25 protein-coding genes are annotated in these 22,845 nt (G+C 68.4%); 20 read left to right on the top strand and 5 right to left on the bottom strand.

What is annotated here, in order from left to right:
- Window positions 1–30: 30 nt before the first annotated feature.
- Both msrP and msrQ read left to right on the top strand, forming a co-directional pair.
- The gene (gene msrP, locus HNQ52_RS10855; protein WP_183961153.1) at window positions 31–1,008 is read left to right on the top strand and encodes a protein-methionine-sulfoxide reductase catalytic subunit MsrP; all 978 of its coding nucleotides are present in this window, start codon (window positions 31–33) and stop codon (window positions 1,006–1,008) included.
- A 13-nt stretch (window positions 1,009–1,021) separates the two neighbouring features.
- Window positions 1,022–1,651, top strand: a complete 630-nt coding sequence (msrQ, locus tag HNQ52_RS10850) for a protein-methionine-sulfoxide reductase heme-binding subunit MsrQ (protein ID WP_183961152.1) — start codon at window positions 1,022–1,024, stop codon at window positions 1,649–1,651.
- Here the strand turns inward: msrQ and HNQ52_RS10845 are convergent.
- The 4 genes from HNQ52_RS10845 to HNQ52_RS10830 all read right to left on the bottom strand — a co-directional run bounded on the left by HNQ52_RS10845 (window position 1,636) and on the right by HNQ52_RS10830 (window position 7,048).
- Window positions 1,636–2,481, bottom strand: coding sequence for an FHA domain-containing protein (locus HNQ52_RS10845; RefSeq protein WP_221282025.1), 846 nt, complete (start codon window positions 2,479–2,481; stop codon window positions 1,636–1,638). The genes msrQ and HNQ52_RS10845 overlap by 16 nt on opposite strands.
- A gap of 169 nt (window positions 2,482–2,650) precedes the next feature.
- Window positions 2,651–3,766, bottom strand: coding sequence for a hypothetical protein (locus HNQ52_RS10840; RefSeq protein WP_183961150.1), 1,116 nt, complete (start codon window positions 3,764–3,766; stop codon window positions 2,651–2,653).
- Window positions 3,763–6,399 carry a protein kinase domain-containing protein gene (locus tag HNQ52_RS10835; RefSeq protein ID WP_183961149.1) on the bottom strand — a complete coding sequence of 879 codons (2,637 nt, stop codon included), beginning with the start codon at window positions 6,397–6,399 and terminating at the stop codon, window positions 3,763–3,765. Before HNQ52_RS10835 ends, HNQ52_RS10840 begins: the two co-directional genes overlap by 4 nt.
- Window positions 6,400–6,403: 4 nt before the next feature.
- Window positions 6,404–7,048 (bottom strand): cupredoxin domain-containing protein, encoded by a 645-nt coding sequence (locus HNQ52_RS10830; protein ID WP_183961148.1) that lies wholly within the window; start codon window positions 7,046–7,048, stop codon window positions 6,404–6,406.
- Window positions 7,049–7,224: 176 nt separating this feature from the next.
- Here HNQ52_RS10830 and HNQ52_RS10825 point away from each other — a divergent pair, with 176 nt between their 5' ends.
- On the top strand, window positions 7,225–7,500 hold the full coding sequence (locus HNQ52_RS10825; protein WP_183961147.1) for a polyhydroxyalkanoic acid system family protein: 276 nt from the start codon (window positions 7,225–7,227) through the stop codon (window positions 7,498–7,500).
- On the opposite strand, the gene HNQ52_RS10820 is transcribed toward HNQ52_RS10825, so the two are convergent.
- Window positions 7,470–8,222, bottom strand: a complete 753-nt coding sequence (locus HNQ52_RS10820; protein ID WP_183961146.1) for a DUF8198 family protein — start codon at window positions 8,220–8,222, stop codon at window positions 7,470–7,472. The genes HNQ52_RS10825 and HNQ52_RS10820 overlap by 31 nt on opposite strands.
- Before the next feature lie 294 nt (window positions 8,223–8,516).
- Between HNQ52_RS10820 and asnS the strand changes: the two genes are divergently transcribed.
- The 17 genes from asnS (at window position 8,517) to HNQ52_RS10735 (ending at window position 22,447) form a co-directional block, all read left to right on the top strand.
- Window positions 8,517–9,917, top strand: a complete 1,401-nt coding sequence (gene asnS, locus HNQ52_RS10815) for an asparagine--tRNA ligase (protein ID WP_183961145.1) — start codon at window positions 8,517–8,519, stop codon at window positions 9,915–9,917.
- A 6-nt stretch (window positions 9,918–9,923) separates the two neighbouring features.
- Window positions 9,924–10,226: a hypothetical protein gene (locus tag HNQ52_RS10810; protein WP_183961144.1), complete on the top strand. Its 303-nt coding sequence runs from the start codon at window positions 9,924–9,926 to the stop codon at window positions 10,224–10,226.
- Between the two features lie 13 nt (window positions 10,227–10,239).
- A complete protein-coding gene (locus HNQ52_RS10805; RefSeq protein WP_183961143.1) occupies window positions 10,240–10,545 on the top strand; it encodes a hypothetical protein in 306 nt (101 codons plus the stop codon).
- 113 nt (window positions 10,546–10,658) lie between these two features.
- A complete protein-coding gene (locus HNQ52_RS10800) occupies window positions 10,659–11,294 on the top strand; it encodes an FMN-binding negative transcriptional regulator (RefSeq protein WP_183961142.1) in 636 nt (211 codons plus the stop codon).
- Window positions 11,295–11,581: 287 nt separating this feature from the next.
- On the top strand, window positions 11,582–11,944 hold the full coding sequence (locus tag HNQ52_RS10795; protein WP_183961141.1) for a DUF6164 family protein: 363 nt from the start codon (window positions 11,582–11,584) through the stop codon (window positions 11,942–11,944).
- Between the two features lie 7 nt (window positions 11,945–11,951).
- On the top strand, window positions 11,952–12,695 hold the full coding sequence (locus tag HNQ52_RS10790) for a sulfurtransferase (protein WP_183961140.1): 744 nt from the start codon (window positions 11,952–11,954) through the stop codon (window positions 12,693–12,695).
- Between the two features lie 4 nt (window positions 12,696–12,699).
- Window positions 12,700–13,488 (top strand): SDR family oxidoreductase, encoded by a 789-nt coding sequence (locus tag HNQ52_RS10785; RefSeq protein ID WP_183961139.1) that lies wholly within the window; start codon window positions 12,700–12,702, stop codon window positions 13,486–13,488.
- Window positions 13,489–13,495: 7 nt separating this feature from the next.
- The gene (gene nei / locus HNQ52_RS10780; protein ID WP_183961138.1) at window positions 13,496–14,296 is read left to right on the top strand and encodes an endonuclease VIII; all 801 of its coding nucleotides are present in this window, start codon (window positions 13,496–13,498) and stop codon (window positions 14,294–14,296) included.
- Window positions 14,297–14,690: 394 nt separating this feature from the next.
- Window positions 14,691–16,148 (top strand): aldehyde dehydrogenase, encoded by a 1,458-nt coding sequence (locus tag HNQ52_RS10775; RefSeq protein WP_183961137.1) that lies wholly within the window; start codon window positions 14,691–14,693, stop codon window positions 16,146–16,148.
- A 3-nt stretch (window positions 16,149–16,151) separates the two neighbouring features.
- Window positions 16,152–16,433 carry a hypothetical protein gene (locus HNQ52_RS10770; protein WP_183961136.1) on the top strand — a complete coding sequence of 94 codons (282 nt, stop codon included), beginning with the start codon at window positions 16,152–16,154 and terminating at the stop codon, window positions 16,431–16,433.
- Window positions 16,433–17,110 carry a carbonate dehydratase gene (gene can, locus HNQ52_RS10765; protein WP_183961135.1) on the top strand — a complete coding sequence of 226 codons (678 nt, stop codon included), beginning with the start codon at window positions 16,433–16,435 and terminating at the stop codon, window positions 17,108–17,110. Before HNQ52_RS10770 ends, can begins: the two co-directional genes overlap by 1 nt.
- Window positions 17,107–17,541 (top strand): Rid family hydrolase, encoded by a 435-nt coding sequence (locus HNQ52_RS10760; RefSeq protein ID WP_183961134.1) that lies wholly within the window; start codon window positions 17,107–17,109, stop codon window positions 17,539–17,541. Before can ends, HNQ52_RS10760 begins: the two co-directional genes overlap by 4 nt.
- A gap of 4 nt (window positions 17,542–17,545) precedes the next feature.
- Window positions 17,546–18,076: a 3-hydroxyanthranilate 3,4-dioxygenase gene (locus tag HNQ52_RS10755; RefSeq protein ID WP_183961133.1), complete on the top strand. Its 531-nt coding sequence runs from the start codon at window positions 17,546–17,548 to the stop codon at window positions 18,074–18,076.
- Between the two features lie 280 nt (window positions 18,077–18,356).
- On the top strand, window positions 18,357–19,367 hold the full coding sequence (locus HNQ52_RS10750) for an amidohydrolase family protein (RefSeq protein WP_183961132.1): 1,011 nt from the start codon (window positions 18,357–18,359) through the stop codon (window positions 19,365–19,367).
- A 79-nt stretch (window positions 19,368–19,446) separates the two neighbouring features.
- Entirely contained in the window at window positions 19,447–19,749 is a 303-nt protein-coding gene (locus HNQ52_RS10745) for a GIY-YIG nuclease family protein (protein ID WP_246387764.1), read from the top strand.
- Window positions 19,750–19,848: 99 nt separating this feature from the next.
- Window positions 19,849–21,108, top strand: coding sequence for a kynureninase (gene kynU / locus HNQ52_RS10740; RefSeq protein WP_425486493.1), 1,260 nt, complete (start codon window positions 19,849–19,851; stop codon window positions 21,106–21,108).
- Complete coding sequence (locus HNQ52_RS10735; RefSeq protein ID WP_183961131.1) at window positions 21,098–22,447, top strand: FAD-dependent oxidoreductase; 1,350 nt, start codon at window positions 21,098–21,100, stop codon at window positions 22,445–22,447. The genes kynU and HNQ52_RS10735 overlap by 11 nt, the downstream gene beginning before the upstream one ends.
- Window positions 22,448–22,845 lie beyond the last annotated feature (398 nt).

The following is a 22,845-nucleotide window of genomic DNA, read 5'->3' as shown; positions in this document are numbered from 1 at the left end:
GGGTGGGAACAGGTCCGCCGGAGGTCCCGCATGCGTCGAGTCGACATTCCTACCGTGCCCGCGTCGGAGATCACGCCCGAAGCGGTGTATCTGAACCGCCGCCGCCTCGTCGCCGCGCTGGCCGCGACGCCGCTGGCGAGCCTCGCCGGCTGCGCCCGGGCCGATCCCGAGCCGCCCGCGCCGCCGGCAGACGCGGCCGCCCCGGTCGCGCCCGGCGAAGAGGCGTTCCGCACCACGGAAGAGCAGACGCGCTACGAGGACGCCACCGCCTATAACAACTTCTACGAGTTCGGCACCGGCAAGGACGATCCGGCGAAGTACGCGCATCGCCTGCGCACCTCGCCGTGGAACGTGGAGATCGCCGGGCACGCGGAAACGACCGGCGTCGTGGCGCTTGAGGATCTGCTCAAGCCGCTGGCGGTGCAGGAACGCATCTACCGGCTGCGCTGCGTCGAGGGCTGGTCGATGGTGATCCCGTGGTCCGGCGTGCCGCTGGGCGAGCTGCTGGCGCGGTTCAAGCCGACCGCGCAGGCGAAGTACGTGGCGTTCACCACGCTGGCCGATCCGGAGCAGATGCCCGGCCTGCGCTACCGTTCGATCCGCTGGCCCTACGTCGAGGGCCTGCGCATCGACGAAGCCATGCACCCGCTGACGCTGCTCGCCACCGGCATGTACGGACGCGAACTGGCCAAGCAGAACGGCGCGCCGCTGCGCCTGATCGTCCCGTGGAAATACGGCTTCAAGAGCATCAAGTCGATCGTGAAGATCGAATTCGTCGAGAACATGCCGCCGACGAGCTGGAACGAGCTGCAGCCGTCCGAGTACGGCTTCTTTTCCAACGTGAATCCGGACGTCGACCATCCGCGCTGGAGCCAGAAGACCGAACGCAGGCTTGCCGGCAGCGGCAGCCGCGTGTTCGCCGACCGCATCCCGACGCGTCCTTTCAACGGCTACGCCGAGCAGGTGGCCTCGCTCTACGCCGGCATGGACCTGCGCAAGTGGTTCTGAGGGCGCGGCGCGGATGACGAAACTGCAGATGATCGCAGTCAAGACGGTGCTGCACGTGCTGGCGCTGCTGCCGTTCGCGTGGCTCGTTGCCGACATCTATCTCGACCGGCTCGGTGCCGACCCCATCGCCGAGCTCACCCACGCCACCGGCCTGTGGGCGCTGCGGTTCCTGCTGCTGGCGCTGACGGTGACGCCGCTGCGGCGGGTCACCGGATGGAACGTGCTGGCGCGGTTCCGTCGTCTGATCGGGCTGTACGCGTTCTTCTACGCGAGCGTGCACCTGTCGATCTATCTCGTGCTCGACCTGGGCGGTTACTGGAGCCAGATTCTCGAGGACATCGTCAAGCGCCCCTACATCACCGTGGGCTTCGCGGCGTGGTGCGGCCTGCTGGCGCTGGCGCTGACGTCCACGCGCGGCATGATGCGGCGGCTGGGACGACGCTGGACGCAGCTGCACCGGATCGTCTACGGCATCGGCGTGCTGGCCGTGCTGCATTTCTGGTGGCTGGTCAAGTCCGACGTGCGCGAGCCGGCGGTCTATGCCGCGCTGCTGGCGCTGCTGCTGGTGTTGCGCCTGCCGCCGGTCGCACGCCGCATCCAGCGCCGGCCGCGCGCGCCGGCGCCGGTTCAGCGCGGCGCGTAGATCAGGATCGCGACGAACGCGAGTGCGATCGCCGCCGCGGCCAGCAGCAGCCAGCCGTAGTTGAAGCGCGAGGCCGGCGTCGACCCGGCGTCGGCACGCGGCGCTGCGACGGGCACCTGCACGGCGGGCATGGCCTGGGTGGTGCCGGCGCGCGGCGCGGGCGCGAACGTCGCGCTGCCGCGCGGCGGCAGGCCCGGCGCCTCGAGCACGAAGCGATGCTGCGCCACGACGATCTGGTCGCCGGGATGCAGCACGGCGTTGCGCAGCGGAATCCCGTTGACCAGCACACCGTCGCGCGCGCCGAGGTCGCGCATCAGCACACGGTCGCTCAGCTGCTCCAGCCGCACGTGCTGGTCCGCGAGCGCGGGCTCGTCGAGCCGCACGTCGGCCGCGGCGCCGCGGCCGATGACCAGCGGATCCTGCAGCGAAAACGTGCGGCCGTGGTAGGCGCCGGCGGTGCCGCGCAGGACCACGCGGGCGGCGGCGGCGCGGTGCGTCGGATCGGGGTTTGCGGCTGCGGCTGCCGGCAGCTCGCGCTGGATGCTGCGTTCGTCGTCGGGACCGATGCGCAGCTGCACGCCGCCCAGGCTCACCACGTCGCCGAGCCGCAGCATGGCGAATTCGCGCACCGGACGCGCGTTCACATGGGCACCGCCGCTGCCCGCCGCCAGGTGCAGCAGGATGCCGCGCTGCGCGTCGACGCGCAGCACGCCGTGGCGCACGGCAAGGCCGGCGCCGGCGATGCGGATGCCATCGTCCGTGCCACTGCCGATGCTGATCTCCCCTTGGTCGAGCGACACGTCCGCGTGCTCGCCGTTGGGAAAACTCATGCGCATGTCAGCCTCCCCTCCGCGTAGCGGCCGCACACTAGCAGGTTGGCGCGCGGCGCATGGTCCCCGCGCACCGACCGCGTCGCGCCCGCCCCGGCGCGGCCGTCTCCACAACGCAAACGTGAAAACGTGCCGGGACACGCCACGGCGGCCGGCGGCGGGACGGCGGTCACCAGCGCGCCTCCACGTCCAGCAGCAGACGCCGGGTGCGCTCGCGCGGTGCATCGCGGGTCTCGACGAAGCCGGCCAGACGCAGCGACCAGGTCGAATCCAGGCCGACGCCGAGCCACGGCATGTGGCCGCGCATGCGGCTGTGGAACCACCAGTCGTCGTCGTTGACGGCCGCGAGCACGGCGTCGCGCTGGATGCGCTCCCAGGCCCAGCCGAACTCCCAGCCGCCGGCGCGGTTGCGATCGCCGACGATGGCGCTGGCACGCAGGCCGTCGCGTTCGCTGTCGGCCGCGGTGTTGCGCACCAGATCGAGGTTGAACAGCAGCGGCCAGCGTTCGTCGCGCCGGCGCAGGTAGAGCTGCAGGTCGAGCGGCTCGTAGGCGGTGGCGTAGCGGCCGCCCGCCACCGCGTTGCCGCGCCCGAGGCCGGCGCGCGCCAGGGTGTCGATCGATTCGAAACGCAGCCCGGTCAGCACCGCGCCGCCGCCCCACGCGGCGCCCTCGTTCCAGTGCCAGGCACCCTGCACGATGCCGACCCGGGCACCGCCGGCATCGAGCGGATCCGGCGCGAACCAGCCCGCCTGCAGTTGCCAGCGGTCGGTGAGCCCGCGCGTGCCGCCGAGCGCGAGCGCGACGCCGGTCGGGCGCAGGTCCGCGTCCCACAGCATCGGGCTGAGCTGCATCGGCAGCGGCGCCTTGCCGGCCTGCAGCCGCAACGCCGGCGTCGCCTGGAACGCGACCCAGACCTGGTCGAGGTTGAGGTCGTCGCTGACTTCGACGTCGTTGTTGATGATGTTGTCGGCGTTGTCGTCGGTGCCGAGCGCAGCCTCGACCGCGACGGCGGCGCTCCAGCGTTCTCCGGCAACGAAGCGCGTACCGGCGCGGGTGCGAGCGCGCAGCCGGTCGAGATCGTCGCGACCGCCGGGCAGCCCCTGCACGTGGTCGCCGCGCAGGCGCAGGTCGACGAACGGTTGCCACGCGGCCGGCACGGCGTCGTCGAACTCGAACTGCGGATCGAACGGGTCCGCAGCCGCCGCGTCCTGCGCGGCCAGCGGCGGCGCTGCCCACAGCAGGGCCAGCAACGGCAGGCGGAGAAGCACGGCGGCTGTCGTCATGCGCGCAACTGCGAGAGGTCGGCGCCGAGCTCGGCCACGCTCTGGTAGCGCTGCGCCGGATCGCGCGCCAGGCAGCGCAGGATGATGCGTTCCAGCGCCGGCGGCACCTCGGGCCAGAGCTGGGACGGCTGCACCGGCGCGTGCTGCATCTGCTGCAGGTAGATTTCCGCCGTGCTGCCGCCGCCGAACGGCAGGCCGCCGCAAAACATTTCCGACAGCATCGCGCCGGTGGAGAAGATGTCGGCGCGCGCGTCGACCTCCTGCCCGGCCAGCTGCTCGGGTGCCGAATACAGCGGCGTGCCGACGAACATGCCGGGCTGCGTCTGGCCCGGCTCGACCCGCCGCGCCGGCCGCGCAATGCCGAAATCCATCAGCTTCGCATTGCCGCCGGCTTCGAGGATAACGTTCTCGGGCTTGATGTCGCGATGGATCACGCCCACCTCGTGCGCGGCCGCGAGCCCCGCGCAGAACTGGCGTGCGATGCGCAGACCGGCCGAATACGGCAGACGCCCCGATTCGTTGAGCAGCGCGCGCAGCGTGGCACCGCGCACGAACTCCATCGAGATGAAGACGCGGCCGTCGGACTCGCCGAAATCGAACGTGCGCAGCACGTTCGGATGGGTGATGCGGCGCGCGAGGCGGATCTCCTCCTTGAAGCGTTCCAGGTGCTGGTGATCGGCCAGCACGCCGGGGCGTAGCATCTTCAGTGCCACCACGTCGTGCAGATCCAGGTCGTGCGCCTTGTACACCACGCCCATGCCGCCTTCGCCGAGCAGGCTGAGGATCTTGTAGCGGCCACCGAAGCGCGCGCCGGGGCGCAGATCCTGCGCGACGGCGGGCAACGCATCGTTGGGCGTCGGCAGCACCTGGGTCTGGCGCGGATCGCTCGCCGGCACGGCATCGAGCGCGGCGAGCGCCTCGGGATTGAGCGCGAAGAAACGCTTGTTGCTGAGCGCGCCATGCGCGATGTTGAGCCACGCGGTACCGCGCTCGCCCTGCAGACGCTCGCCGATGTCGCGCGTGAGCAGCACGCGCCCGGCGCCGGATTCGCACAGCAGGCGCTCGATCTGGTACATCGGAATGCCGACCAGCACCGGCCAGGTCCGCTTGCGCGCGGCGGCGGTGCCGCTGTCGGTTTCGCCCTCGATCAGCGCCAGTGCCGGACTGCGGAAGCCGGCCCGCGGTACCGACTCGAGCAGTGCGCGCGCCGCGCGCATGCCGTTCTCGAGCGCCAATGCGCCCTCGAACGCCAGTACCCAGCGCTGCCCATCGCCGCGCAGCAACTGCCCGCCGAGCTGGCGCGCGGTGCCGGCCAGCGCCTCGGCCAGGCGCGTGGCCTGGGCAAGGCGCGTGGTCGCGTCGACGGACTCGGGCGCGGGCGCGTACTCGGCGCCGAGATAGCAGGCCAGGCGCCGTTCGGGCGGCACGGCCTCGGGTTCGGGTTCGGCGCGCGGCACCCGTTCCACATCGGGCAGGAAACGCGAGAAATTCGCGACATATTGCTCGATGTCGCGCTTCTCGCGCAGATCCGACAGCAGCGAATCGACCGCCCGCGACAGACGCGCGAGTTCGTCCTTGCCGTCGAGCGCGACATCGGCCTGGTAATCGCCGCCGGCGGCACGTTCGGCTGCGTCCGCCAGCGCGCGTGCGTCGCGCAGCAGCCGGCGCGACAGCCAGTACGACAGCGGCAGCGCGATCAGCATCGCCGCGATGCCCGCGAGCAGCAGGCGATCGAGCATCTGTCGGTACACTGCCATCGCCCCGTCCGGCGAGGCGAGCGCGCTGACCGCGCCGAGCGAGGCTTCGCCTTCCACCGCCGTCGGGCGGATGCGCGCAAGCCACTCGCCGCCATCGAACGCAAGTGCGATGCCGTCGATGGGTTGCCCCAGCCGCACCGCCTCGATCAAGTCCGGGCGCGCGGAAAATGCCTGCTGCAGGGCCGCAGCGCTGGCCTCCGGCAGCGAGGTGGCGGCCAGCGCGAGGCCACCGTCGCGCGGCAGCCAGAACGCCACCTGCGCGTCCGACGAGCGCGCGATGTCGGCCGCGAGCGCGGCATCCACGCGCTGCGCCAGCAGCAGGAACCCGACCAGGGCGCCATCCTGCGCCAGCGGCATCGCCGCGGCCTGATAGAGCGTGTCGCCCTCGCGCCAGAAGCCGCTCTGCGGGGCCAGCTTGTCGCGCGTGGCGGCCACCAGCGGATCGGCCGCGAGGCTCTCGGCGAAGGCTTCGGCCGTGTCGCTGCGTGCGAGCACGCCGCCGTCGGCGTCGAGCACCAGGCCCAGATCGAAACCGAACTGCTCGCGCCGTTCGACGAGCAGGTCGCGCAGCGACGCCACGTCCGGGCCGCTGCCTTCCCCGAGCCCGAGTTCGTCCGCGCCGATCGACGCCGCCACGTAGTTCACCAGCGCGCCGTCGCCGCCGAGCAGCAGCAGGCTGAGCTCCAGCAGGCGCAGGCGCTGCTGGGTCTGGCTGGTCTGCGCCTCGGCGCTCTTGTCCAGTGCGGTGCCGGCGGCGTCGAGCGCGAGTCGATGGCCGGTGATCCACGTGAGCGCCACCGCGCCCGCGATCGCGGCCACCACCAACGCCGCACACAGCAGGAAGATCCGCAACCCGAGCGGCATCCGCCAGCGCACGCGCTCAGTATCCGGAAGCGCGCTCGTCGCCATAGGGTTTGCCGAATTTGTTGGTGTGCGGCGGGACGCGCGGGCGGCTCAGTTCGAGCTCGATCCGCAGCGGCTCCATGGCCTGGGTGTCGATCGCCTGTCGCCACAGCCTGGCGCGTTCGTGCCAGACGAACAGCTCGCCGTCGGCGTCGTCGGGCACCTCCAGGCGGAAGCCGCCGTCGGCGTCGGGGCGTGCGAAATGCGGCGTATCGAGCACCAGGATGTGGCCGACCATGTCGTGGTGCACGTTGCAGTAGACGCGCACCAGACCGGGCGTGTCGAACAGCTGGGTGCGGCCGTCGCCGCGGCCGTAGAGGCCGAGGTCGAAACGCTCGCTGCCGCTGCCGGAGAACACGTTGTGCAGGATGGGATCGAAGTTCGGGAAGCGCACTGTCGCGCCGACCGGCACCGGCAGCGCGCGCGGCATGAACTGCTTGCCCTCGGTGCGCATCTCGTAGTCCGCGCGCGGGGTCGGGGCCGCAAGTCCCGGCGCGCGGAAGTAGACCACGGCCTCGCGTGCTTCCTCGGCGCGCAGCGGCTTGCCGTCCACCGTCAGCGCGACGCGGCCTTCGACCACGGCGGCGCCGGCCGGCAGCGCCAGCAGCAGCGCGATCGACATGGCAACCGTTCGCAGCATCGTTCGTGCGCCCCTCGCTGGCATCGTGCACCCCTCGTCCGCGGCGCTCATTCGCCCGGACCGTCGGCATGATAGCCAAAACCGCGCCTGCGCCGTGCCGCCGCTGGCGGCGCGACGCCGTGCGTAGCAGAATCGACCGCTTCCGACCGGAGCCTTCCATGCCGAGCATCGACATCGTCCAGCGGCACAACAAATCCATGAAGGACGCGAAGGCGTCCGTCGATCGTGTGGCCGAGAAGATCGGCGAACGCTTCCAGGTGGCCTGCGGCTGGAAGGGCAACACGCTGGAATTCACCCGCAGCGGCGTCAACGGCGAGATCCGGCTGGCGAAGGACGAGGTGCGCGTGGTGGTCAACCTGGGCTTTCTGCTCTCGGCGCTGAAGGGTCCGATCGAAAGCGAGATTCACCGCGTGCTCGAGCGCGAGTTCGCCTGAGGTTTGCCGAAGCCGAACGGATCCGCATCGCGCGCGAACAGCCGACGCGACGCCTCGCGTTCGCGCGCGGCGATCGCCTGCATGAAGGCCGGCGCGTCCTGCATCGCGTGGAACGCGGCGAATCCGCGTTCGAGGAAGGCCTGCAGATCGCCCAGGCCCGCGGCACGCGCGGGCAGGCGCGAAATGCGCAGCAGGCGCGACAGCCAGGGCTTGCGCACCGCGCGTTCGAGCGCATCACCGATCGCCACCACCAGATCGACCTGGCGACCGCGCAGCCGGCGCAGACCGGCGCGGCGGTAGGCCTCGGCATAATCCTGCGTCTGCAGCGGCGCGGCAGGATCGGCGATGGCTTCGAGCTCGGTCGCCACGCGCAGATCGAAGGCGTGGCTCAGCACCGCAAGTTCGATCGCGTCGGCCGCGGTGGCCAGCAGTTCGGGCGGCATCAGTTTCTTCATCATCGGCATCACGCGTTCGACGCCGCGGTCGCGCGCGGTGACGTCGTGATCGCCGTACAGATCGGTAAGAAAGAATTCGGCGCCCGGCCGCGTTGCGGGCGACGCGACGAAATCCTCGAACGTGCGCGCCAGCCGCGTTGCCTGCCAGCGCTGCAGCTTCTTCAACCACGGCGAGCGGTTGCGCGGTTCGAGCTTCGGATCGCGATGCCGGCGGTTGGCTGCCAGCAGTTGCGATAGACGATGTTCGAGGGCAGGTGAGCTGGTCATGTGGGGCTGCAAATGACTTCCGGACAGAGCGCGGCGGTGGCGCCGAAGCGCATCAATGTGGCAGCAGGCGATCCAAGTCAAGCATGTGCATGGTGAAAATTCATCCACGGTCGCGCTATATGAAACCATCCCGTGAACCATGAAATGCAGCCCATCGCTGCGAGCGTCGGGCAATCTTGTCAAGGACCACGTTCGCCCCGTCCGAGGCATCGTCCTGCAACGCCCTGCCCGACTGCACCCGCATTCGCTATGATTGCCAACCCCATTTCGGCGCCTCGCGCCAAGGTTCAAGGCATGTCGGTTGTCAGCGTCCAGCAGGCGCTTGCGGGCGGTTCCATCGCCGGCAGCGAAGTCACCGTCCGCGGCTGGGTGCGCACCCGGCGCGACAGCAAGGCGGGGCTGTCCTTCGTCAACGTGTCCGACGGCTCGTGCTTCGATCCGATCCAGGTCGTGGCGCCGGCCACGCTGGCCAATTACGAGAACGACGTGAAGCACCTCACCGCCGGCTGCGCGGTGATCGCCACCGGCACGCTGACGCCGTCGCAGGGTCAGGGCCAGTCGTTCGAACTGCAGGCCACGTCGATCGAGGTCAGCGGCTGGGTCGAAGACCCGGAAACCTATCCGATCCAGCCCAAGGCGCATTCGCTCGAATTCCTGCGCGAAGTGGCGCACCTGCGCCCGCGCACCAATCTGTTCGGCGCGGTCGCGCGCATCCGCCACTGCCTCGCGCAGGCGGTGCACCGCTTCTTCCACGAGCAGGGCTTCTACTGGATCAACACGCCGATCATCACCACGTCCGATGCCGAAGGCGCCGGGCAGATGTTCCGTGTCTCCACGCTGGACATGGCCAACCTGCCGCGCGACGCCTCGGGCGCCGTGGACTTCAGCCGCGACTTCTTCGGCAAGGAAACCTTCCTCACCGTCTCCGGCCAGCTCAACGTCGAGGCCTACTGCCTCGCGCTCAGCAAGGTCTACACCTTCGGCCCGACCTTCCGCGCCGAGAACTCGCACACCACGCGCCACCTGGCCGAGTTCTGGATGATCGAACCGGAGATCGCATTCGCCGATCTCAACGACGACGCCAACCTCGCCGAAGCCTTCCTGAAATACCTGTTCCGCGCGGTGCTCAACGAGCGTGCGGACGACATGGCCTTCATCGCCGAACGCGTGGAGAAAACCGCGGTCTCGCGCCTGCAGACCTTCGTCGATGCACCTTTCGAACGCATCGACTACACCGAGGCCGTGTCGCTGCTGCAGAAGAGCGGCCACAAGTTCGAATTCCCGGTCGAATGGGGCCTGGACCTGCAGACCGAACACGAGCGCTGGCTGACCGAGCAGCACGTCGGCCGCCCGGTGGTGGTGATGAACTACCCGGAGCACATCAAGGCGTTCTACATGCGCCTCAACGACGACGGCAAGACCGTCGCCGCGATGGACGTGCTGGCGCCGGGCATCGGCGAAATCATCGGCGGTTCGCAGCGCGAGGAACGCCTCGACGTGCTCGACGCGCGCATGGCGCAGTTCGGCCTCGACCCGGCGCACTACGGCTGGTACCGCGACTTCCGCCGCTACGGCACCGTGCCGCACGCGGGCTTCGGCCTCGGCTTCGAACGCCTCGTCGTGTACGTGGCGGGCCTGTCGAACATCCGCGACGCGATCCCCTACCCGCGCGCGCCCGGCACCGCGGAGTATTGATCCGCGATGGGCATGTTCCTCGCGCTCATCTGCATCGCGGTGGCCATCTCCGGCGCGATGGCGTTCGCGTTCTTCTGGCCGATGGCGCTGGTGCACTTGCGCGATCGGCACGGCGCGCTGCATTCGAGCTTCGGCGACTTCGCCTTCGCCTCGCCGGCGGCACTGGCATGGCTGCTGCGCGGCCGCTATCGCGGCCTGCGCGACACGGGCCTGAGCGGACTCGCCACCCCGGCCTTCCTCGCGCTGTGGAGCATGATCCTCGCGCTGGTTGCGGCGGGCGTGCTTTACCTGATCTTCGGCACGCGCTGATCGGAGCACTCGGATGTCGCATGTGATCGAACAATGGTGGATCGCCGTGCTCGGCCACACGGCGGTGTGGGCACGCCTGCGCGTGCTCGACTCCGGCGTGGCGCAGGTGTTCGACTGCGACGGCCGCACCCTGCCGTACGACAGCGAGGACAGCGCGCGCAACGCGCTGCTCGACGCCGAGTTCCGCGCCTTCGACGGCCTCGACGAAGAGGACGCACTGGCGATGGGTTTCTCGCTCGACGAGATCTCCCCGCCGCGCGCCGACGACGACGAAACGCTGCGAGAAGCGATGATCCAGCCGCTCGGCGGCCACGCCTGAGACGAGGCGTTCGTTCTGCGCCCCCCCCCCCCCGCGGCACCGTCGTCGCGATGCCGGGAGCGCGAGTTTCGAGCGCCCCATCCCCCGCCCTCCGCACCCCGTTGTCCACCCGCATGACCTACCTGCCGCGCAGCTTCGCCGAAACCGACCTCGCGGCACTCGACGCCCTGCTGGCGCAGGACTCCTTCGTCACGCTGCTGAGTGTCGACGACAGCGGTGCACCGTTCGCCTCGCATCTGCCCGTGCTGTACCGCCGCGATGGCGACGACGTGCTGATCGAAGGCCACCACGCGCGCTCCAACCCGCAGGTGAAGCACCGCGGCGAGGTGCTGATGATCGTGCACGGCCCGCATGCCTATATTTCGCCGGGCTGGTACGCCGACAAGCTCGAAGCCGCCCGCGTGCCGACGTGGAATTACGCCGTCGCACACCTGTACGGCACGCTCGAGCCGTTCGACGACGAAGCCTCGCTCGCCGACCTCGTCGATCGCCTCAGCCAGCGCTTCGAAGCCAGCATCGGCGGCGACTGGCGTTTCGATCCCGGCAACGAGGCCGAGCGCGTGCAGCTGCGCGGCATCGTCGGCTTCCGCTTCCGCCCGCAACGCATTGCGCTCAAGTTCAAGCTCAACCAGAACCACCCCGCCGCGAACGTGCGGGGCGCCATCGACGGCCTGCGCCGCACCGGCAGCGAGCGCGAGCAGGCCGTCGCCGACCTGATGCAGTCGCGCCTGCATCGCCGCGGCAGCTGATGCGAGATTCGCCCACAAACGTCTTTTCCACGCGCGGTGACATCCACCCCGGCCGTACAGCCCGCCTCCCCGTCGTCCCGGCGAAAGCCGGGACCCAGTGGCGTTTCCTGGTTTAACCGAGGCGACGGCAAACCGAGAGCGTCACTGGGTCCCGGCTTTCGCCGGGACGACGGGAGATTGGACAGCAGCCGCGTCCATCGCTCCGCGCGCGCAGCAAGACGCGAAACAATATGATGACAGCACCCTGCGCCGCCTCCCGCACGTACGCCGCCCGCGACAATCCCCGCATGTCCACCCTGCTCCTCCACTTGCGCAACGTTCCCGACGACGAAGCCGACGCCATCCGCGCCCTGCTCGATGAAGCCGACCTCGCCTGGTACGAAACCCGTGCCAGTCTCTGGGGCGTCTCGCCCGGGGGCATCTGGCTCAAGCATGCGGACGACCTGCCGCGCGCCCGCGAACTGCTGGCGACGTTCCAGACCGAGCGTGCAGCGAGCGCCCGCGCCGAACGCGCGGCGGCACGCGCCGAAGGCCGCGCCGAGACCTTCCTGACGGTGCTGCGCCACCACCCGCTGCGCGTCGTCGTGTTCCTGCTCGCTGCACTGTTCTTCGCCGCACTCACCGCGTGGCCGTTCTTCGTGCTGATGTGATGCGCCGATGATTCTCAACATCGCCGCGTACCGTTTCGTCGCAATCGACGATGCCGCCGCCTTGGCCGGCCGTATCCATGCACGTGCCAACGCACTTGCGTTGCGCGGCAGCGTGCTCGTCGCGCCGGAAGGGCTGAACCTGTTTCTGGCAGGCGCAGAGGGGGCCATCGACGATCTCCTGGGGATGTTGCGCAACGACACGCGCTTCGCCGATCTCGTCGTCAAGCGCAGCTGGAGCAACCACGTGCCGTTCGCGCGGCTGAAGGTGAAGTGCAAGCGCGAAATCATCGCCTTCCGCCGCGACGACGCGATTCCGCTCGATCATGTGCGCCCGGCGTCGGTGGCCCCCGCCGAACTCGCACGCTGGATCGAACGCGGCACTGACGACGAAGGACGCCGCCTCGTGCTGCTGGACACGCGAAACCGCGAGGAATTCGGGCACGGCACCTTCCGCGACGCGCTCACGCTGCCGATCGACAACTTCACCGACCTGCCTGCCGCACTCGAATCGCATCGCGACGATCTCGCCGATACAACGGTCGTCAGCTTCTGCACCGGCGGCATCCGCTGCGAGAAGGCCGCGCTGTGGATGCAGCACAACGGCTTCGACCACGTGCTGCAACTCGACGGCGGCATCCTCAACTACTTCGAACAGGTGGGCGGTGCGGGCTACGACGGCCGCTGCTTCGTCTTCGACGAACGCATCGCACTCGACCCCGACCTGCGCCCGCTGCACGACACCGGAGCCTGACCCGATGGACCTCGATCTCACCGGCAAACACGCCCTCGTCTGCGGCGCCTCCGAAGGCATCGGCCGCGCCGCCGCGCTTGAACTCGCAGGCATGGGCGCGGATGTGACCGTGCTCGCGCGACGCGAGGACGCGCTGCGTGCGGTGGTGGACGCGCTGCCGCGCACGCATGCGACGCAGCGGCACGGCTTCATCGCCGCCGATGCCAACGATGCGGCCACGCTGCGCACGCTGCTCGATGCGGCCGCGAGCGCGCACCCGTTCCACATCCTCGTCAACAACGGCGGCGGCCCGCCGGGCGGCGCCGCGCACACGGCGGACGCTGCGGCCTTCCTGGCGGCCTTCCAGCAACATCTGATCGCCGCGCAGACCTGCGTGCAGGCGCTGCTGCCCGGCATGCGGACGGCGGGCTGGGGCCGCATCGTCAATGTCATCTCGACCTCGGTGCGCGAACCGATCGCCAATCTCGGCGTTTCCAACACCATCCGCGGCGCGGTCGCCGCGTGGGCGAAAACGCTGTCGAAGGAACTCGGTGGCTTCAACATCACCGTCAACAACGTGCTGCCCGGCTACACCCGCACCGGCCGCCTCCACCAGATCCTTCACGACCGCAGCGCGAGCACCGGAAAGCCACAGGACGAGATCGCGAAGACCATGCTCGGCACCGTGCCGCTGGCGCGATTCGCCGAACCGTCGGAAATCGCCAACGCCATCGCCTTCCTCGCCTCGCCTGCGGCAGGCTACATCAGCGGCGTGAGCCTCGCGGTGGACGGCGGGCGCATGCAGTCGATCTGACGCCACGATGCCCGAAGGCCCCGAAATCCGCCGCGCCTCCGATGCGCTGGCCGCCGCCGTCATCGGCAGGCCGCTGCGCTCGGTGCATTTCGCGCCGCCAGCGCTTCAGAAATACGAGGACGAACTCGTCGGCCAGTGCATCGAGTCGATCACGCCGCACGGCAAGGCGCTGCTGATCCGCTTCGAGGGCGGGTTGACGATGTACTCGCACAACCAGCTGTACGGCATCTGGAAGGTCGCCGCCGCCGGCAAGCGCCCGAAGACGACGCGCTCGCTGCGCGTGGCGTTCGAGACCGACGACAAGGCGATCCTGCTCTACTCCGCCACCGACATCTCGATGTGGCCGACGAAGGACGTGCACAAGCATCCCTTCCTCGCGGGACTCGGCCCGGATGTGCTGGACGAATCGCTGACGTCTGCCGAAGTGGCCGAGCGGCTGCGCGCTCCGCGCTTCGCCGGACGCGGGCTGCCGGCATTGCTGCTGCAGCAGGCGTTCCTCGCCGGCATGGGCAATTACCTGCGGTCGGAAGTGCTGTTCCGCGCGAAGATCGCGCCGCAGCAGCGGCCGCGGGATCTGGGGAAGCGGCAGATCACGGCGTTGTCGAAGGCGTTGCTGGTCGTGCCGCGGGAGAGTTATCGCAGCCGGAACAAGCGTGGTGCGCATGGGGCGGTGACGCGGACGGCGGATGCGTTTCGCTTTCGGGTGTTCGATCGCGCGGGGTTGCCATGCGAAGTGTGCGACACCGCTATCAAACGCGAGGAGCTTGCGAGTCGGCGGTTGTACTGGTGTCCGCAGTGTCAGGTGTGACTTGGTCAGATGCGCTCTGACCTCTGTGCCATCCTTTACAGTCACGCTGTTTCGGCTTTCTACGGCGGAAACGAAGCCCCGCATCCCGCACGACCCCGCACCACCCCCAACCGTCATTCCCGCGAATGCGGGAATCCAGCGCCCCTTCTTGGTTTTGACTTGGCCAGCGAGCCGGAAAACCGAGCAAGGGCGCTGGATTCCCGCATTCGCGGGAATGACGTATGAAAGGATTCGGCAGAACCAACTGCACTGACTTCGTTGCGACGCATAAGGCGGCATCGAACGCGTGGCACGCAATAACCTGACCGACCATCCCGGTCAATGACCACGCGACAGCCGCGCCCAATCGCCCCCGCCATGCTCCGCACGAACCGCACCCCGCTACACTGTACCGATGACTCGGGACACAACCCTTCCGGACCTGCACCATCTCGTCGGCGGCGATGCGCACGGCGTATCCGCCACCGACTGGCTCGACGTCTTCGACCCCTCCACCGCCACCCCGATCGCACGCCTCGCCAGCGGCACCGCCGATGACGTCGACGCCGCCGTCCGCGCTGCACGCAACGCGTTCCCCCCGTGGTCCGCGCTGCCGAACTCGCAGCGCGCCCGCTGGCTCGACCGCCTCGCCGATGCCCTCGAAGCACGCATCGACGCCTTCGCCCGCGCCGAATCGCAGGACGCCGGCAAACCGCTCGCCCTCGCCCGCGACATCGAGATCCCGCGCGCCGTCGCCAACCTGCGGTTCTTCGCTGCCGCCGCCACCCAGTTCGCGAGCGAGTCCCACCACGGCGAAGCCGGCCTGAACTACACGCTTCGCACCCCACTCGGCGTCGTCGGCTGCATCTCGCCGTGGAACCTGCCGCTGTATCTCTTCACGTGGAAGATCGCGCCTGCACTCGCGGCCGGCAACTGCGTGGTCGCGAAGCCGTCCGAGGTCACGCCGCTGACGGCGACGATGCTCGGCCGGCTCGCGACGGAAATCGGATTCCCGCCCGGCGTGTTCAACATCGTGCACGGCCTCGGCGGGCGCGTCGGCCAGGCGCTGGTCGACCATCCGCAGGTGAGGGCGATCAGCTTCACCGGCAGTACCGCCGTGGGCCGATCGATCGTCGCGGCGTGTGCCCCGGCACTGAAGAAAACCTCGCTCGAACTCGGCGGCAAGAACGCCACGCTGGTCTTCGCCGACGCCCCGCGCGACGGCCTCATCGACACGCTGGTGCGCAGCGCATTCCAGAACAGCGGCCAGATATGTCTCTGCGGCTCGCGCCTGCTGATCGAACGCAGCATCTACGCCGAAATCCGCGGCGCCCTCGTCGAGCGCGCCCGCGCCCTGCGTGTCGGCGATCCGCTCGACGCCAGCACGCAGCAGGGCCCGCTCGTCTCGCAGGCGCATTTCGACAAGGTGATGCGCTGCATCGACGTTGCACGCGAAGAAGGCGGCACCATCCTCTGCGGCGGTGAACGCGCGTCGCCCGCCGGCCGCTGCGCCGACGGCTGGTTCATTGCGCCCACTGTCATCGAAGACCTCGGCCCCGACTGCCGCAGCAACACCGAAGAAATCTTCGGCCCCGTCGTCACCCTGCAACCCTTCGACGACGAAGACCACGCCCTGCACCTCGCCAACGCCACCGACTACGGCCTCTCCGCCTCGGTTTGGACCACGAACCTCGCCCGCGCCCACCGCGTCGCCGCCCACCTCGACGCCGGCATCGTCTGGATCAACACCTGGATGAAGCGCGACCTGCGCACACCGTTCGGCGGCATGAAACAATCCGGCCTGGGCCGAGAAGGCGGCTTCGAGGCCATGCGATTCTTCACCGAGGCAAAAAATGTCTGCATCGAGGTATGACGAATGAGGAAGGACGCGGTCATCGATGGTCTTTCGATCGCGCTGCGCGTAGGCATCGCGCTGATCGTTTTCGGCGTCATCGTCGCCGCTGTCGTACTGGCGCTCATGATGATCGGGTGGTGGAATATTCCACAGCCCTACGGGACGTCTCGTGCGTTTTATCCCCAAGCGGTCGTGCTCGCGTTCGGCGTGGGCCTGACCCCCATGCTTGGCGGAGCTGCCATCGCGTTCACTGCCTGGTTCAGCCGTCTCCTCGTCGCTCGCATGTCGTTCCGGTCGAACTGATGGACGCAGAAACCCGCCAGCGCCTCGCCGCGATCCTCGCCAACAACCGCAGCTGGTCGGACGGCGTGCGCCGCGACGACCCGGCATTCTTCCGCCGCCTCTCGCAGCAGCAGGCGCCCAAGTACCTGTGGATCGGCTGTTCCGATTCGCGGGTGCCCGCCAACCAGATCCTCGGCCTCGCGCCGGGCGAGGTGTTCGTCCACCGCAACATCGCCAACGTCGTCGTGCATAGCGACCTCAACTGCCTTTCGGTGATGCAGTTCGCAATCGACATCCTGCGCGTCGAACACATCCTCGTCGTCGGCCACTACGGCTGCGGCGGCGTGCACGCGGCGCTGCACGGCACGCGAGTGGGGCTGGCCGACAACTGGATCCGCCATGTCGGCGACGTGGCGCAGAAGCACACCGAACTGCTCGGCACCTTCGACCTCGACACCGTGCGCCACGGCCGCCTGTGCGAACTCAACACCATCGAACAGACGCTGAGCGCCTGCCAGACCACGGTGGTGCGCGACGCGTGGGACCGCGGCCAGCGCCTGAGCCTGCACGGCATGGTGTACGGCCTGCACGACGGCCGCCTGCATCGCCTCGGCATGGACGTATCGGCGCCGGACGAAGTGGCAAGCGCGTACGACACCGCGCTCACCACCGTGCGCAACTCGGGCCGCGACGCGTGAGCGAGGCCATCCGCACCGACACCGCACCCAGGCCCGTGGGCGCCTACCCGCACGCCCGCCGCGTCGGCGATCTGCTGTTCCTCTCCGGCATCGGCCCGCGCACGCCCGGCAGCGACGCCATCCCCGGCAACGAATACTTCGCCGACGGCCGCCTGCGCCGCTACGACATCGCCGCGCAGACGCACTCGGTGTTCGCCAACGTGCGCGCCGTACTCGAAGCCTCCGGCGCCCGCTGGGAAGACCTCGTCGATGTCACCGTCTACCTCACCGACATTGCCCGTGACTTCAAGGCCTACAACGCCATCTGGGCCGAGCATTTCCCCGACATCGACACCGCACCCTGCCGCACCACGCTGGGCATCACCGCGCTGCCGACGCCGATCGCGATCGAACTCAAGTGCGTCGCCTCGCTCGCGCCGCGCAAGGACTGACGCCATGCTGCCGATGCCGCTGGATTTCCAACGCTGGATCGACGAGCACCGCCACCTGCTGCAACCGCCGGTGGGCAACAAGGTGGTCTACGCCGGCGATTTCATCGTCATGGTGGTCGGCGGCCCGAACCTGCGCATCGACTATCACTATGACGAAGGCGCGGAATTCTTTTACCAGCTCGAAGGCGCCATGACACTGCGCATCCAGGAAGACGGCGCCCCGCGCGACATCCCCATCCGCGCCGGCGAAATCTTCCTGCTGCCCCCGCGCGTGCCGCACTCGCCGCAACGCGAAGCCAACTCCGTCGGCCTCGTCATCGAACGCCGTCGCCTTCCGCACGAGCTCGACGGGCTGCAGTGGTACTGCCCGCGCTGCAACCACAAGGTGTACGAGGAGTTTTTCCCGCTCGTCGACATCGAGAAGGATTTTCCGGCCGTGTTCGAGCGTTTCTACCGCTCGCTCGACCACCGCACCTGCAGCGAGTGCGGCACGGTGCATCCGGCGCCGCAGAAGTACGAATTTCCGGACACCTGATCCGCGATCGACCCCGGCTCCCCACCGTCGTCCCGGCGAACGCCGGGATCCAGCGGCGTTGTTCTACTCGAACGGCCGGACGCAATACCAAGCAACGTCACTGGGTCCCGGCATGCGCCGGGACGACGGTGAAAGGCTTCTACATCTGACACGCACGGACTTTGCTCAGGACGTCGCTCGTCCAGTGTCGGCGGTAACGGCCACGATGCTGATCGCCTGCTGTGCGGAACTGATCGCATCGCACAACAGCATCGCACTGCGAACCCACTAGAATCGCCCGATGCTCAAGATCGACACCCACGCCCACTACCTGCCGCGCGACTGGCCGGACCTCGCCGCAAAATTCGGCGACCCGCGCTTCCCGGTGATCCACCACACCGACGACGGTCGCCATCGCATTTACAAGGACGGCAAGTTCTTCCGCGAGATCTGGTCGAAGACGTGGGATGCACAGGAGCGCATCGACGACTACGAGCGCTTCGGTGTGCAGGTGCAGGTGATCAGCACGGTGCCGGTGATGTTCAGTTACTGGGCGCCGGGGCATCAGGCGCTCGCGCTGCATCGCGCGTTGAACGATCACACCGCGGAGACCTGCAATGCGTTTCCGCGGCACTACGCGGGTATCGGCACGGTGCCGCTGCAGTCGCCGTCGCTGGCGGTGCGCGAGCTGGAGCGCTGCATGGATCAGCTGGGGCTGCAGGGCGTGCAGATCGGCTCGCACATCAACGACTGGAATCTGGATGCGCCGGAGCTGTTCGAATTCTTCGAGGCGGCGAACGATCTGGGCGCGGCGATCCTTGTGCATCCGTGGGACATGATGGGCACGGACACGATGCCGAAATACTGGCTGCCGTGGCTGGTCGGCATGCCGGCGGAGCAGTCGCGTGCGGCGTGTTGCCTGATCTTCGGCGGCGTGATGGAGCGGCTGCCGAAGCTGAAGGTGTGCCTGGCGCACGGCGGCGGGAGTTTTCCGTACACGATCGGGCGCATCGAGCACGGGTTCAATATGCGGCCGGATCTGGTGGCGACGGACAATCCGCGCAATCCGCGGGAGTATCTGCCGCGGTTGTTCTTCGATTCGTGGGTGGCGGATGCGCGGGCGTTGCGGTATCTCGTCGATACGGTGGGGATCGAGCGGGTGATGCTGGGGACGGACTATCCGTTTCCGCTCGGGGAGCAGACGCCGGGATCGGGCATCGATGCGTTGCAGCTCGATGCGCTGTCGCAGGCGCAGCTGTATCACGGTACGGCGCTGGAATGGCTCGGCCTTCCCGCGTCGCGTTTCGCGTAAGTCGAACGGAGTCCGCCCATCCACTCCACTCCGTCACCTCCCCCACCGTCATTCCCGCGAATGCGGGAATCCAGCGACCTTGCCTTCCCGTACCCGCCAGCCCGCCGTCTACATCCTTGCGAGCGATCGCAACGGCACGCTGTACACCGGCGTCACGAGCAATCTCGTGCAGCGCATCTGGCAGCATCGGGAGTCGGAGGTGAGCGGCTTCACGAAGTCGTATCACGTCGCGCAATTGGTCTGGTACGAGCTGCACGAAACGATGGAGTCCGCGATCCTTCGCGAGAAGCGGATCAAGAAATGGCGGCGCGCCGACAAGATCGCGCTGATAGAGCGGGAGAACGTGTGGTGGCGGGACTTGTGGTCGGATATCGCGGGATAGGAGCAAGGTCGCTGGATTCCCGCATTCGCGGGAATGACGTTGTTGGATTGATTCGGATTCGTGGAGGTTGCGGTGATTGTTGAGACAAAGAGCGAGACGATCGGGAAGGACAGTGCTGCGCTGGATACGGCCGATCCACTCTCGACCTACCGCAACGAATTCCTGATCCCACCCCACGCCGACGGCGAGACGTTGTACCTCTGCGGCAACTCCCTCGGCTTGCAACCCCGTGCCACGCGCCAGCTCCTCGTCGACGAACTCGACTACTGGGGCACCCTCGCCGTCGAAGGCCATTTCCGCGGCAAATTCCCGTGGATGGACTACCACGAATTCGTCCGCGACGGCCTCGCTGCCGTCGTCGGCGCCAAACCGGCCGAAGTCGTCGCGATGAATTCGCTGACGACCAACCTGCACCTGATGATGGTGAGCTTCTACCGCCCGACCGCCGAGCGCCCGGCGATCCTGATCGAAGCTGGCGCCTTCCCGTCCGACCGCCACGCGGTCGAGTCGCAGATCCGCTTCCACGGTTTCGATCCCGCCGACGTGCTGATCGAACTGGCACCCGACGAACCCGGCGGCACCTTCTCCGACGCCGCGATCGCCGACGCCATCGCGACACACGGCAAGCGCCTCGCGCTCGTGTTGTGGCCCGGCGTGCAATACCGCACCGGGCAGGCCTTTGATCTCGCAGCGATCACGCGCCTCGCGCACGCACAAGGCGCGGTCGCGGGCTTCGACCTCGCCCACGCCGTCGGCAACCTCGCGCTGCAGCTGCACGACAGCAACGCCGACTTCGCCGTGTGGTGCAGCTACAAGTACCTCAACTCCGGCCCGGGCGCCGTCGCAGGTGCCTTCGTGCACGAGCGCCACGCGAACACGGACCGACCGCGCTTCGCCGGCTGGTGGGGCCACGACAAATCGACGCGCTTCCGCATGGGCCCCGAGTTCGTGCCGACGCCCGGCGCCGATGGCTGGCAGCTCTCGAATCCGCCGATCCTCGCCCTCGCCCCGTTGCGCGCCTCGCTCGACATCTTCCAGCGCGCCGGCATGGCCGCGCTGCGCGAACGCTCCGAGCGCCTCACCGCACATTTCGACGCGCTGATCCGCGCACGCCTCGCCGACACGCTCGACATCCTCACCCCGCGCGAACCGCAACGCCGCGGCTGCCAGCTCTCGCTGCGCGTCATCGCAGGCCGCGAGCGCGGGCGCGATCTGTTCGCGTGGCTCGAAGCACGCGGCATCATCGGCGACTGGCGCGAACCGGACGTGATCCGCGTGTCGCCGACGCCGCTCTACAACCGTTTCGCGGATGCCGAGCGTCTCGTCTCGGCCATCGAGGCCTGGCGCGATGCAACCTGATCTTCGCATCACCATCATCGGCGCGGGCCTCGCCGGCGCGCTGCTGGGCGTGTTGCTGGCGCGGCGTGGCTGGCAGGTCGAGATATTCGAGAAGCGGCCCGATCCGCGACTCGCGGGCTACGAAGGCGGCCGCTCGATCAACCTCGCGCTGGCCGAACGCGGCCTCGACGCGCTGCGCCAGGCAGGGCTCGAAACGCAGGTGATGGAGCAAGCCGTGATGATGCGCGGCCGCATGGTGCACTTCGCCGATGGCCGCACCCAGCTGCAGCGATACGGTCGCGATGACAGCGAAGTGATCTGGTCGGTGCATCGCGGCCGGCTGGTGCTGATGATGCTCGACGCAGCGGAAGCCAGCGGTGCCAAGGTGCATTTCGATCAGCGCTTCGATGGCGTCGACTTCGAAGGCAAGACGTTTGACACCTCTACCTTCGACGGTACGCGTGAAACACGTCCGTTCGACGTCCTGCTCGGCGCCGACGGCGCGGGCTCGTCACTTCGCGCCGCGATGCAACGCGACACGCCCCTCGGCGAACGCTTCGAACCGCTCGGCCACGGCTACAAGGAACTCGAAATCCCGCCAGCCGCCGACGGTGGCTGGCGCATCGAGCCGAACGCGCTCCATATCTGGCCGCGCGGCGGCTACATGTGTATCGCGCTGCCGAACACCGAACGCACGTTCACGGTGACGCTGTTCCTGCCGAACGAGGGCGATCCGAGCTTCGCGACGATCGACACGGTGCCGGAGGCGCGCGCGCTGTTCGAGCGGGATTTCGCCGATGCGCTCGAACACATTCCTGAGCTGGGCGAAGACTTCGTCAACAATCCCGTGGGCATGCTCGGCACGCTGTATCTGGATCGCTGGCACCGTGGTGGCGCTGCGGTCCTGCTCGGCGATGCGGCGCATGCGATGGTGCCGTTCCACGGCCAGGGTATGAACTGCGCCTTCGAGGATTGCGTGGCGCTGGTGCGGCATATTGATGCCGCGAGCGACTTCGGTGCGGCGTTCGCGGCGTTCGAAGCGGAGCGCAAACCGAATGCGCTGGCGATCCAGCACATGGCACTGGAGAACTACATCGAGATGCGCGATCGCGTGGACGACGCGGATTACCTGTTGCAGCGTGAGCTCGAACGGTTGCTGGCGGAGCGGCATCCGGGCCGGTTCGTGCCGCGGTACGCGATGGTGACGTTCGGCTTGACGCCGTATGCGGTGGCGCTGGAGCGGGGAAATCTGCAACGGGCGTTGCTGGTAGAGGCGACGCGGGGAGCCGCGAGCATCGACGACGTCGATCTTGAACGGGCGGATACGCTCGTGCGTGAGCGCCTCTCGCCGCTGTCGTGACTATTTCAGCTCATCATTTCTTTAGGTCGTCATCCCTGCGAAGGCACACCGCTGTCCGGTTAAAAATCGGTGCCATGGGCCGCGTTGCGTGTTGTGATGAGGCTTCCATCACTACGAAGCCGGAGCACAACTCGACGTCCGGACCATCCCATCCTCGTCGTCCCGGCGAAAGCCGGGACCCAGTGACGTTTCCTGGTTCCGACTGAAATCGCGGGCAAACCGAGCAACGTCACTGGGTCCCGGCTTTCGCCGGGACGACGGATGATGGGGCTTGGTTTTTTCCCCGGACAGCAGTGTGCGAAGGCAGGGATCCAGCCATTGGGGCCTCGCAATGGTGGCGAAGAACTGGATCCCAGCCCTCGCAGGGATGACGAGCGAAACGGGCGCCGGCGCTGCTG

It is taken from the genome of Chiayiivirga flava (assembly GCF_014202825.1).
In the GTDB taxonomy this organism is placed as follows: Bacteria; Pseudomonadota; Gammaproteobacteria; order Xanthomonadales; family Xanthomonadaceae; genus Chiayiivirga; species Chiayiivirga flava.
Note: the sequence above shows the minus strand (reverse complement) of the source record. Positions and strands in the feature narration are given on the sequence as shown.